The 12188-nt window shown below is 60.8% G+C and carries 11 protein-coding genes and 1 tRNA gene; 2 read left to right on the top strand and 10 right to left on the bottom strand.

Annotation, left to right across the window (positions count from 1 at the left end; translation table 11 throughout):
* Positions 1 to 88 precede the first annotated feature (88 nt).
* Positions 89 to 751 (top strand): cytochrome P450, encoded by a 663-nt coding sequence (locus OU682_RS04640; protein ID WP_329609772.1) that lies wholly within the window; start codon positions 89 to 91, stop codon positions 749 to 751.
* A 34-nt stretch (positions 752 to 785) separates the two neighbouring features.
* Positions 786 to 861 (top strand) — tRNA-Ala (locus OU682_RS04635).
* A gap of 1325 nt (positions 862 to 2186) precedes the next feature.
* Here OU682_RS04635 and OU682_RS04630 read toward each other — a convergent pair.
* From OU682_RS04630 to OU682_RS04590, 10 genes are all read right to left on the bottom strand, one after another.
* Positions 2187 to 3224: a hypothetical protein gene (locus tag OU682_RS04630; protein ID WP_268940890.1), complete on the bottom strand. Its 1038-nt coding sequence runs from the start codon at positions 3222 to 3224 to the stop codon at positions 2187 to 2189.
* Positions 3185 to 3367, bottom strand: coding sequence for a DUF6471 domain-containing protein (locus OU682_RS24205; protein ID WP_371832203.1), 183 nt, complete (start codon positions 3365 to 3367; stop codon positions 3185 to 3187). The genes OU682_RS04630 and OU682_RS24205 overlap by 40 nt, the downstream gene beginning before the upstream one ends.
* A 393-nt stretch (positions 3368 to 3760) precedes the next feature.
* On the bottom strand, positions 3761 to 4414 hold the full coding sequence (locus OU682_RS04625; RefSeq protein ID WP_268940889.1) for a BRO-N domain-containing protein: 654 nt from the start codon (positions 4412 to 4414) through the stop codon (positions 3761 to 3763).
* The gene (locus OU682_RS04620; RefSeq protein ID WP_268940888.1) at positions 4371 to 5621 is read right to left on the bottom strand and encodes an IS256 family transposase; all 1251 of its coding nucleotides are present in this window, start codon (positions 5619 to 5621) and stop codon (positions 4371 to 4373) included. Before OU682_RS04620 ends, OU682_RS04625 begins: the two co-directional genes overlap by 44 nt.
* A gap of 333 nt (positions 5622 to 5954) precedes the next feature.
* Positions 5955 to 6122: a hypothetical protein gene (locus tag OU682_RS04615; protein ID WP_268940887.1), complete on the bottom strand. Its 168-nt coding sequence runs from the start codon at positions 6120 to 6122 to the stop codon at positions 5955 to 5957.
* A gap of 98 nt (positions 6123 to 6220) precedes the next feature.
* The gene (locus OU682_RS04610; protein WP_268940886.1) at positions 6221 to 6859 is read right to left on the bottom strand and encodes a recombinase family protein; all 639 of its coding nucleotides are present in this window, start codon (positions 6857 to 6859) and stop codon (positions 6221 to 6223) included.
* Positions 6860 to 7006: 147 nt separating this feature from the next.
* Positions 7007 to 7375 (bottom strand): hypothetical protein, encoded by a 369-nt coding sequence (locus OU682_RS04605; protein WP_268940885.1) that lies wholly within the window; start codon positions 7373 to 7375, stop codon positions 7007 to 7009.
* A gap of 89 nt (positions 7376 to 7464) precedes the next feature.
* On the bottom strand, positions 7465 to 8934 hold the full coding sequence (locus tag OU682_RS04600) for a site-specific integrase (RefSeq protein WP_268940884.1): 1470 nt from the start codon (positions 8932 to 8934) through the stop codon (positions 7465 to 7467).
* A 123-nt stretch (positions 8935 to 9057) separates the two neighbouring features.
* Positions 9058 to 10494, bottom strand: a complete 1437-nt coding sequence (locus OU682_RS04595) for an NCS1 family nucleobase:cation symporter-1 (protein WP_268940883.1) — start codon at positions 10492 to 10494, stop codon at positions 9058 to 9060.
* A gap of 228 nt (positions 10495 to 10722) precedes the next feature.
* Positions 10723 to 12132 (bottom strand): class II 3-deoxy-7-phosphoheptulonate synthase, encoded by a 1410-nt coding sequence (locus OU682_RS04590; RefSeq protein ID WP_268940882.1) that lies wholly within the window; start codon positions 12130 to 12132, stop codon positions 10723 to 10725.
* Positions 12133 to 12188 lie beyond the last annotated feature (56 nt).

Genomic DNA, 12188 nt, shown 5'->3' with positions numbered 1-12188 from the left:
CGCCACCAATGCGCTGCCCTCATTGTGAAAGGCTCATCGCAGAACGCCCCAAGGAAAATCTGCCAAAGTAGTGCTAGCCACGCGAATCATGACCACGCCCGACCCGCAGACCGGCCGATGCTTCTCGGCGCCCCAGATGGTGGATCAGGTGGCGATCTTCTTCCTGGCCGGGCACGAGACAAGCGCCTCGGCCCTGGCCTGGGCGCTGTGGCTGCTGGCTGCGCATCCCGAATGGCAGGACGCCGTCGCGGCCGAGGCAGCGGGCCTGACACCCGACATGACCGGGATCAGTGCCCTGCGAACGACCCGCGCCGTGTTCCGCGAGGCGCTGCGCCTTTATCCCCCCGTCCCGATGATGGTCCGCGAAGCCCGGCGGCCCACCATAATGCGCAGCCGCCGCGTCAGCCAGGGCGCGCAGCTGGTCCTGTCGCCCTGGCACCTGCACCGGCACGAGCGCCTTTGGGACCGGCCCGGCGACTTCGATCCAGGCCGCTGGAGCAGGCCCGAGGGCAAGGCCAGCGCCCGCGATGCCTTCATCCCCTTCTCTGCCGGCCCGCGCGTCTGCCCCGGCGCGGGCTTTGCGATGATCGAGGGCGTGGTGATGCTGTCCCGCATCGTCCAGGCCTTCCACCTGCAGCCGGGATCAACGCCCCCCCTCCCCGTCGCCCGACTGACCGTGCGTGGCCGTGACGGGATCGCCCTGGGCCTGAGACCGCGCGAAATCATCCGCGACGCTTCGCCAACCGCTTGACATTCCCTGCAGCCGGGACAAAAAGGACGCCAGTGGGGCCGTAGCTCAGTTGGTAGAGCGCATCGTTCGCAATGATGAGGCCAGGGGTTCGATTCCCCTCGGCTCCACCAGCATCATAGAACTGTTTATTTTCATTGGTTTAGGTGAAATTTACTGCCATGCTGCCTGCCCCATTCTGCCTAGGTTTGACAAGGAATAGCCCCGGGCAAATCCCCTTGGTGATTCAGCCCCGCTCCTCCCTATCGGCTTGAGTAGCAGGCAAGGACCGGGGGAAAGCTGCCAAGGGCTTTTTACCTGAACTGCCTTCACGAACTCCTCACCAGAACATCGCCATGAGAGAAGCCCACAGAGGCACTGGGAGGGCCCTACAGACGCGCTCTTCATCTCGGCTAGGCAGCCATAGGGGAGACCCCAGCGGGCGTGTAGGTGGCCTTCCAGAGTCACTGAGGGCTTCAGCATGGGCAAGGGACAAGGATGGGGTCCGATGATGGCGGCTGTCATCACCAGTCACCCACCAACGCCTAAAATCGGGGAAGACCACAGGGCGATGATGGTCGTCCGATCATGGTGGCTGGCATCGTGGGGTGCAACTTCATTCTGATGATCAGGGGAAGACCAGAGGACGAAAAAACCCCTCAAGAGGATGAACCTCAAGAGGGTCGAAGGCAGGACACAAGGGAAGGCAACTCGCGCTCAAGATCGGGTCCGAAGACGAGACCGTTCGGAGAGTTGTACGGTGAGCGCCCTAGAGCGCCTTTGTTGGCTCAGGCTAGGGCGACATCATGCAGCCCGTAGATGGGGCTGTACGGTGCCCCCCGCATCACGCTTTGACGCAGGTGTTCGGGCATGGGGTGGTGCTTGCCAAACCGGACGCTGACTGTATCGCTTTCCCGCACGGTCAGTCCCGCCCATCGACGTAGAGGCATGGGCGTGAAGCACAGCGTTTCGCCTCGCCAAGCGTAGACCAGGGCATCAGGGTTAGCCCCTTCATGGACCATGTGCCGAGCTATGGCACAGAGGTTGGTGCAACCTCGCATGTCGATATGGACAGCGATACTCGGATCGATGGGTTGTGCGGTGGCTGTACTGGGATGGGAGTTCTGCATTGATGGTTCCTTGTGACAGAGAAGATGGAGGATCATTCCTCGGTCATGCCGCCCATGCAGGACCTGTCACCGCCACTGAAGGCAGCACGGAGCCAATGCTGCCAGCAGGTGCATGGGCGACATGACGGAAGAATGAAGGTGAGATGGTGATGGCCTAGCCATGAAGGCTGGCAGCGATCAGAGCAGCTTCAGTCCATCGATGAGAGAGGGACCATGGGGGAACGATGATGGTTGGATGATGATGGCTCTCATCGTTAGGTGCGGCTTCCGTCGACCTTCACCCATACTCAGAAGCAGCTTCAGATTCACCTCTAGGGGTATCTCCGGCCTTATGTAGCAAGCCCTCCAAGGTGCGGTCCTTGCTGGTCCCGGCCGTCTTCAACCTCTCGCTCATAGTTGAGCCGTCTGCCTCCGTAGCGGAGGAATTTATCTCCCCATGCGGGCTTTGCGACAAACGCGAAGTGATGCTTGTACCGAACGCCGAGAGGATCAGAGTAGGACACCCAGCCCACGATAGGAGGCGGGTTCATCCGGAAACTGCGATAATTTTCTCGGGTCAACACTATGACGGCAAGAGGGGCGAGGTTAGTGGTTATGCCAAGTTCGGGATCAATCTGAATAGATTGACCTTCATGCATGATGGCGAAGAAGTTTTCTTTCCCCCCTCCTAGTTCACGAGGGGAATTGGGCACATAAGGCCATTCCGGTCCTTCCATGAGCCGAATATCGAAATCGTCAATGATGGCTGGAATGCTACCAATGCTGTGCACGAAAGCCTGGGCTTGGATGGAGACTGGTCGCTCAACCTCATCAGGCTCCAGCGATCTGACTTGAGAAGCACATTCTCCTCCCCCCAAGAAGGGGCCGCGCAGTTCGACGTTAATCCAAGGCTTGAAGGATGCACGGAACTGTCGGGCGGTTACTTGGGTGGCATCCCGCGCTACAGCAGTGGCTTTCTCTGCCTCGCCAACGGCAGCCAAAGTCGCTTGAAGCGTCCGATAGACGAAGAACGTCGCCACAGAGGTTACGAGGACGCCGGACCAAGCGACAAAGAGCCCAAACAAGGCATACTGAGCCATGTCTTGCTGGGCAGCCAGATCATATTCGCCGCGCTCGTAATCGCGGCTGGCATCTATCACCTCGTTTTCGCACGATATAAGTGAGCCAGCGCCGGAACATTTCTCTTCTATGGATTGGTTGGCTCTCTCGATCTGGCGGGCAGCTTCCTGCTCTGCACTATGCTGGCGGGTGGCGGTGGATTTCATCATCCATAAAGGCGGTGTTAGGAGCAACAACACCAGCGTCGGCGGAAGAAGTATGCGGATGATTACAGACGCAAATCCTTTACTTCCATCGTAGCTAAGCATTGGAGCAAGAATCCTGCGGTGAACTTCCCTCGGCTCACCTTATTCCGCAGGTTTCTCTCGTTGTCATCAACCCTAAGGCTTCTCCGCCCGGCCTGCGAAGCGCAAGAAGCGCATTGTTGATGGTTCTGCCTCCATGGCAGCATGATAAGGTGTAACAGACTGTAACGGTACCTCAGACGTTGATGCGTTTGCTACAAGGCCGGGCATCTCAGGTGGGACTGATCTGGGGATGATGATGGTCGTGAGATGATAAGGTAACCCATAGGTAGGTACATTCATGGTTCCCTCATGTGGGAGGGGTAATCAAGAGGGCCGAAGGCAGGACACAAGGGGAAGGCGCTGGGCCAGGACAGTCGGGAAGACTACAGAGCCGTGACGGTGGGCAGGTCACGATGCCCGGCATAGTAGGGTGCAGCTTCAACCCGACGATAAGGGGAAGACCACGAGGCGGTGAAGACGGTCAGGTGATAATGGCTGTCGTCGTCAGTTGCAGCTTCAATTGGACCATCGCATCAAGGGCATCTTCAGGATCACCTCTAGGGCCACCTGAAGGTGAACTGACTTGGGGACGATGGTCGTGAGGTGTTCAGTTCATCTGATGTAGCAATCATTGGGGTCTCCCTCATATGGGGGTGGTTATCAAATTCCTTATCTAAACCGTTGATCTTAAATGGGCTTTTTTCAAACAATTGCCCCATCGCCCGAACCTGCCCTGGGACATCATCTTGTGGTTTTTCAAAGGAAATACCACAAAATACAGCATGCTCCTGCGCTGCATCATGGATCACGGCGCGGAGGATGAACTCGTCCTCGCTCATCTCGCCGGTCGCTACCTTCTCCTCGCCAGCCACATAGGCTCCGTCCTTGCGGATCGCGGGGAGGACGACCTTGGTCACCCAGTCTTGGAACGGCTTGGCCTCAGCCTTGTCGCTGCGGAGGACCAGCTTGTAGAGGCCGCTCTCGCTGATGATCAGGTTCGAGGGGCCACGGCCTGCGGTCAGCTTGAGGCGATTAACCTCGGTCTGATCGAGATAATTCGTGGCGTCCGATGTGTTCGAAATGCCAAGCACTCGGCAGATGTCTGCGACAGCGAACCAAGGGTTACCGTCCCGGTCGGAGATATGGGCAAAAGTTGGTGACGCCTGATCAGGCGGCGGCTTGAAGTTGGCGGAGGCCGTCGCGGAACTCAACCCCCTGGATGATCTCCGGCAGACGGTTCTGGCCGTCGAGTTTGCGCCATTTCCCCTGCGCCGACATCATCAGCTTGAAGGCCATGGCCAGCCCGGTCCTGCGGCTGAGGCAACCTTTGGTGCGTTTCGTGCGGTGCCGAACGGTCGCAAAGGTGCTTTCAATTGGATTGGATGTTCGGATGTGTTTCCAGTGTTCGGCCGGGTAGTCGTAAAAGGTCAGCAACGCCTCGCGATCCTTGACCAGCTTGGCAACGGCCTTGTCGTATTTGACCCCGTAGGTCTCAACGAAAAAGTCGAAGGCGGCGCCGGCCTCGGCCTTTGTTTCAGCCTGCCAGATGTCGTGGAGATGGCTCTTGGCCTTGTCCTGCAGCGACTTCGGCAGCGCGTTCAGCACGTTCATTGTCTTGTGGACCCAACAGCGCTGTTCGCGCGTGGTGGCGAAGACCTCGCGCAGGGCGGTCCAGAACCCGAGCGCGCCGTCGCCGATGGCCAGCTTCGGATCCTGCTTCAGGCCCCGGCGCCTCAGATCGAGCAAGAGCTCACGCCAGCTCTCGGTGCTTTCGCGGAAGCCGTCGATCATCGCCAGAAGCTCCTTGTGGCCATATTCATCGGCCCCGACGATCACCAGAACGCATTGCCTTTCCTCAGCCATGCGCGGTTTGAAATACACCCCGTCGGCCCAGATGTAGAGAAAGCGCCGATGGCTCAGGTCGCGCCTTTGCCAAGCCTCATAGTCGTTCCACCAATCCGCCTTCAGCCGCGTGATCGTCTTGGCGGAAAGCCCATTGGCATTGGGGCCAAGAAGCGCTGCCAAGGCTTCGCTGAAGTCCCCCGTGCTGACCCCCTTGAGATAAAGCCAGGGCAGCAGCTCCTCCACTGATTTCGCCTTGCGCAGGTATCGCGGCAGGATGCTGGGCGTGAAGGTGATCTTGTCCTCACCGGACTTGCGATCGCGCACCCGCGGCACTTTCACCGGCACGGGACCAATCCCGGTCATCACCTCGCGTTCGGGTAAGTGTCCGTGGCGCACCAGGCGCGCACGCCCATCCTCAAGCTTCTCCTTGGAAAAGGCGGCCATCAGCACCGCCAACTCGGCGTGGATCGCTTGTTCGATCAGCTTGCGCGCCCCATTGCGCAGGACGTCGGTGAATGCATCGGCGCTGAATCCCGATGGATCGGGGAGCTGGGTGATGGTATTCTCTGGCATGTGGCATATCCCTTTCTCGGCTGAGAATTGACGGCGCGTGAACACCGCCATGATATGCCGCCCCTCAGGGCATCACCAACTTTCGCTCATTGCTCTCCCGGTCGATCACGCGGATGTTGTTGCTGTTGAAGTCGAAGGGGCAATCCCTGCCTCTAAGCGGCCCGCCTGCCGCCCTTCCCGCCTGCTTTGGTCCCCTTGCCCCGCTTCCGCCCGTAGAGGCTCTACACGGCTCTCTCAGAGGCCCTGTGGCGCTGCCCTGATCAGTCCCCCCGGAAATGGAAAAGGGACCGCCGTAGCGATCCCCCTGCAGTGTCCGGTGGCATTGCGCCAGGTTCACCAGACCTGTGGGCCTTCCCCGGCCACTTCCGGCCAGCCATCAACAGCCCATCCGCTGTTCCTGGTCCAATGGCCTTGGCCGATGTAGGGCAGCCGGTACCAGACCCAATGCCGGTGAAGTTCCAGTTCGATGCGGTGTCGACCGCGCCCTAGATAGACGTTCATGATGGTGTCCCTCGTGTTTTATAACGTGGAAACACCATTATCCCCCATCATACCGAAGTAAAATAACTATATATTACAATCATTTGTGGGTAGTTCTGTCACCCTCCCCACCTTGTTAAGACCGCCTCGGCTCCCGCCATGTCCTCCCTCAGCCGCTGCACTGTGGGTCGCGTCATTCCCGTGGCCTTGGCTATGGCTGATGCCCCTGCACCCTGCGCCAGCATGTCCCGCATCATGTCCAGTTGATCGCGGGTGAAGCTGGGCTTCCTGCCCCGGTACTTCGTCGGGTCCGCTGCCCTGTGGTGGGCAATTCCGGCCTTCTGAGCCTCTTTGGTCGCCTCGGCCTGTGCCTGTGCTGTCGCGGCCATGAAGCCGATCAGAGCGTCTCTCACAGCCTGCTGCATGGGGTCTTTGGTGGCTCCGTCGAAGGTCAGGCCATTGATCACAGTCCTGACCACCACGCCCTGTCGCATAAACTCCCGGATCGTGTCTGTGACATCCTGATAGTTCCTGCCCAAGCGATCCACCCAGCGCACCACCAGCGTGTCCCCATGCCGCAGCTTGTCGTACAGCCGCTTTCCTTCGCGCCTCTCCCGCAAGGTCGTGCCGATACCCGACACTCCTTCATCGGCAATTACCTCATCAATCGTGAAGCCTGCCGCCTCAGCCTGGGCCTTCTGGTGGGCTGTGGTCTGGTCCGAAGTCGAGACACGGGCGTAAAGGACGGTACGGGACATGGGCATCTCCTGCCAACAAGGATCATGCCCACATAAAAGACTGCCCAAAATTCGAAGTCAACCCTTATGGGCACCCCATCTGGTATCTTCCTAACTGCCCATATGGGAACACCCTGTGGGCAGGGAAGCGAACTTATGCAGGGGTATTCACTTCATCGAAGAAAACATGGATGCAGCGACGATAAGCCCCACAACCATCAGCGTTAGACGCCCTGCGTTGCGATATGTCGCGGTCAGCGCGTCTGAGGGAACATAGCCGGGATCGTCAGAAACTCTCCTGCGGATGTGTCTCTTGATCATGAACCTCAGCGGTATTCCTGCGAAAAAGAACACGACCAGCGCCGCCAGTCCTCCACCGACCGTTTCAACAGGGCAGAAGCCCCCGATGGTAGCTACGCATGATTGAAGATGAACTGTTCTAGCAGAGGCGGGAACGGCAGTAGCCACGCTGAAAACCGACAGCAGAAGAGGGAAGGGACGCATGATCACCTGTTTGATGGAAGGTAGCAGCGCCATTTGAGAACAACCCTAATGCTGGTCAAGCGGCCTCAGTTATTCTGGTAAACACAGACTCCCCACCGGGGGAAGCTGCCCATTTCCTCTATTTAATGTGGGCTTTCGGAGCCGTGGCAGAAAACATCCGGGGGCGCTGCGAGGATTTGGGGGTCTTGCCGATAGCTGGCCTTAGGTAGCTTCACTGCCTCGACACAAGCCCTCAACTGCTCCTCGCTGGCCCCCTTTGCATAGACACCAAAGGTCACATCGCTCTTGTCTGCCCTGTGTCCGACGATCTGCGCTATGGTCTCCTTCAGGTGTCCCGCATGTCGGGCCTTGGTAGCGAACCAGCGCCGGGCTGAGTGGAAGTTGACCAGTGACCGCCTCACGCCTTCACGCCGATCATCCACGCCCACGGCCTCGCGGAACCTCTTGAAGCGTTTCCCGAAGGTGTCCCCAGGGTCGCGTTCGATCTTCAATTCATGGAACAGCCAATCGGTCCCGTCCTTGCCCTCGGTGCGGCGCTCAACGATGGCCTTAAGGTCGGGGTGAATGGGTACCCTGCGGGCAGCCGCTTCGGTCTTGCCTTCCTTTATGTCGAACCAATCCCCATCCACGTCCCCGACCCACAACGTTAGCACCTCGGCAAGCCGCATCCCGGTCAACAGGCTGATGGTCGTGGCGTCCCTTATCTGGCTTTCCCAATCGGGCTTCTTCATGGGCCAGGACGCATACAGCAGCTTGCGCACCTCATCATCGGTGAAGGGTCTTTCCTCCTCCACCTTGCTGCCCCGCTCCACCCGCTTGCCGCGCTTCTCGGTCTTCTGACCATCCCAAGGCCAACCATTATTCCGGTCCTCCCCTGCTGGCAGGTCGACGTGCCCGCGCTTGGCGAGGTAAATCCAATACTGCCGCAATGCAGTCAGATGCTTTGTCTGGGTGACAGGGTGAAGCGGGTCTATCTCCTCCGTCACATACTTGCCCGCCTGCCTGCGGTCGATGCGATCAAGGGTTAGTCCCTTCGCGGCTGCCCATCGGGCCATCTTTCCGACTAACCCCCGGCGCTCCCCGGTGGTCTTCGGGGCAAGCCCCACAGAGGAGAGATAGGCTTCAAGATGATGGTCAACCTTCTCGCGTCCCCTGAAGGCGTCATTGAAGGCGCGGCGCTGGGTATCATCGCGGAACCGTTCGGCTTCCTCAGCGGCAAGGTCGCGGGCAATCCCTTCGATGTAGTCGTCTTCGGCAGCAACGGCCTCTGCTACAGCTTCCCGCCACAGTGCGCCTCTCTCAGATGGCCCGAGTGTTGCCCGCTTGTCAGCCTCAGGGGGCTTCCACCCCGGCAATTCAAGCGTAGCCCTGCGGCCCGTCTTGATGTGGAGGAACTGAATGCGGGTCTGGCTTTCCAGTTCATCGCGGCGGCGCTTGGCCTCTATCACGTCTGCCGTCTGCAGGTTGACGCGGACAAACTTCGGCCCGCCGATGACAGCATGAACAGCCTGCGGTATCTGCTGCCGATACCAAAACACATTCCCTTGCAGCCAAAGGTGGCGTTCGCCGCCGCGCTTACTCTTACCAGCCATCCGTTACCGCCATTCTGCCTAGGTTATTCTGCCTAGGTGTGGTGGCTCTGGCCCAGCAATACAAGGAGAAAAGGGCATCGAGGAGAGTTGGTTTAGCCTCCCCTCGGCTCCACCAGTTTCCTCTCACCCCCGTGCCTGTCCGCGCCGCATGGCGTAGTAAACGCCGCCGCCCACGGCCACGCCGAAGAACCAGCCATAGGTGCTCCACCAGACGGGCAGCAGCGTGGTGAAGGTGGGCAAGAGCGACGAAAAGACGATGCCGACACCAAAGGCGATGAAGGCCTTGGAATGCCAGCCGTTGCTGAAGCGAAACTCTCCGTTTTCCTGGTAAAGCGCCGCGACATCCAGGTGCGATTTGCGGATCAGGTAGTAGTCCACCATCAGGATCCCGAAGATCGGGCCCATGGTCGATCCGATGAAGTTCACGAACTTCGCGGCCCCCGTTTCCCACGGCGCCCAGGGAAACAGCGCCAGCGAGATCAGCGCCGCGATATAGCCGCCGCCCTTGAAGGAAATCCGCGAGGGGAAGACGTTCGAGAAATCGAAGGCTGCCGAGACGAAGTTCGCCACCACGTTGATGCCCAGGGTCGCCACGGCAAAGGTCAGGGCCGCCAGGATCGCCAGGAACAGGCTGTCGAACTTGGCCGAGATCTGTTCGGGATGGATCAGCACCTCGCCGTACACCGCATAGGCGGCGGTGGTGGTCACGCCCGCGACCAGGCAGAAGGCCAGCAGGTTCACCGGCAGTCCCCACAGGTTGCCCTTCATCAGCGCCCGTTCATCGGTGGCATAGCGCGAGAAATCGCAGAAGTTCAGGTAAAGCGCCGCGAAATAGGTGATCCAGGTCGCGGCCACGGCGGCCAGCGCGGCAAGGCTGCCGGGCGCATAGGGAACGCCCGCGTCGCGCGTGACCTCGATCAGCACGTCCTGCGGGATTTCGGAGCCAAAGGAGAAGGTGCCGGACTTCGCCACCAGATAGACCGCCAGAACCAGCATGACGATCCAGACGGCGGGACCGGCCCAGTCCTGGAAGCGGCGAACCGTTTCCATCCCGTTCTGGATGATCATAAGCTGCGCGGCCCAGACGATCAGGAAGCAGATCACGGTCAGGGTCGAATGGCCCAGGAAGAAGCTCGTTTCGTGGAATTGCAGCATGGCGGGGCTGCGGATCAGCAGCGCGACCAGCGCCCCGGCGGCGGCGGCGGTCTGCGCGCCATACCAGAAGCAGGCCACGACCGCGCGGACAAGCGCCGGGACGTTTGCGCCGAAGGTGCCGAAGGACGCGCGCGCCAGCACCGGAAACGGCACGCCCGTGCGCACGCCCGCATTGCCCACCAGGGTCATCAGCACGAAGATCACCAGCGATCCGGTTCCGATCGCCAGGACGAAATTGACGAAGCTGCCGCACAGCAGGAACAGGCTGGCGGCAAGGTAATAGCCCCAAAGGCTGTGCACGTCCGAGGTCCAGACGTTGAAGATCGAGAAGGCACCCCATTTGCGTTCCTTCGCGGGGGCGAGGTCCGCGTTGTAAAGGGCGGGTGACGGGTTCTGTAGCTGCATGAAGCCCCTCCTGGAAGATTGCAGGGCATGGCCCCCCTGGAAGGGCTGCCGGCCCGGTCAGCGGAAATCCCGCAAGACCAATCACGCCGCAGCATGGGCGCGAAAGAAAGCAAATCCTGGGGTTGCACCAAAGAGCTTCCGGGAGGCGCGGCAAAAACGCAGCACCCGCGCCGCAAAAGGAAACAGCCGCCGGGTGACCGGCGGCTGTTTCATGGTCGTACGACCCTGTCAGACGGCGCGGGCGCTTCTCTGGGCCTGACCCCCGGACTCGCGGCGGTTGCGCAGTTCCTCGGCCACCAGGAAGGCCAGTTCCAGCGACTGGCTGGCATTCAGCCGCGGATCGCAGGCGGTGTGATAGCGGTCGGACAGATCCTCGTCGGTCACGGCGCGGACGCCGCCGGTGCATTCGGTCACGTCCTTGCCGGTCATCTCGAAGTGCACGCCGCCAGGGATCGTCCCCTCGGCCTTGTGGACGGCAAAGAACTCGCGCACCTCCCGCAGGATCGAATCGAAGGCCCGGGTCTTGTAGCCGGTCGAGGACTTGATGACGTTGCCGTGCATCGGATCGCAGGACCACAGGACATTGGCGCCCTCGGCCTGGACCGCCTGGATCAGGCGCGGCAGGTGATCGCCCACCTTGCCCGCCCCGAAACGCGCGATCAGCGTCAGCCGGCCCGGTTCGTTCTCGGGGTTCAGCTTGGCCATCAACACCTTGAGGTCTTCCGCCGTGGTGGTCGGGCCGCATTTCAAGCCGATCGGGTTCTGCACGCCCCGGCAGAACTCGACATGCGCGCCGTCCGGCTGGCGGGTGCGGTCGCCGATCCAGATCATGTGGCCCGAGCCCGCGACCGGCAGGCCCGTGGTCGAATCGACGCGGGCCAACGCCTCCTCGTATTCCAGCAGCAGCGCCTCGTGGCTGGTGTAGAAGTCCACCTTGGAGAGCTGGTGCGCGGTGTCCGAATTCACGCCAGCCGCCTGCATGAAGGCCATCGCGTCGCTGATGCGGTTCGCGATGTCGCGGTATTTCGCGGCTTCGGGACCACCGACGAAATCGGCGATCCAGCTTTGGACGCGGTGCATGTCGGCGTAACCGCCGGTCGAGAACGCGCGCAGCAGGTTCAGCGAGGCCGCTGCCTGCGTATAGGCGGCCAGCATCCGCTGCGGATCGGGAATCCGCGCCTCGGGCGTGAAGTCGAAGCCGTTGATGATGTCGCCGCGATAGCTGGGAAGCTCGACCCCGCCTATCACCTCGGTCGGCGCACTGCGCGGCTTGGCGAACTGGCCCGCCATGCGCCCGACCTTGACGATGGGCATCTGCGCGCCCCAGGTCAGCACCACGGCCATCTGCAGCAGGACCTTGAAGGTGTCGCGGATATTGTCGGCGCTGAATTCGGAAAAGCTTTCGGCGCAGTCCCCGCCCTGCAGCAGGAAGGCCCGGCCTTGGGCGGCCTGCGCCAGCTCCGCCTTCAGGCGGCGCGCTTCGCCGGCAAAGACCAGCGGCGGATAGCGGCGCAACTGCGCCTCGGCAGCCTCCAGGGCCGCCTGATCGGTATAGTCGGGCATCTGGACGCGGGGAAAGGCACGCCAACCGGCCTTGTCCCAGGATTGGGTGGCAGTCCTGCGGTTCTCCTGCGTCATGGCACGCACTCCTTGTAAAACGCTCGGAACGATATAGACGGGAACAGGGCAAAGGG

Origin of the sequence: Paracoccus benzoatiresistens, from assembly GCF_026913015.1 — a bacterium.
In the GTDB taxonomy this organism is placed as follows: domain Bacteria; phylum Pseudomonadota; class Alphaproteobacteria; order Rhodobacterales; family Rhodobacteraceae; genus Paracoccus; species Paracoccus benzoatiresistens.
The sequence above is the reverse complement of the archived record's forward strand: the minus strand, read 5'-3'. Positions and strand labels throughout refer to the sequence as shown.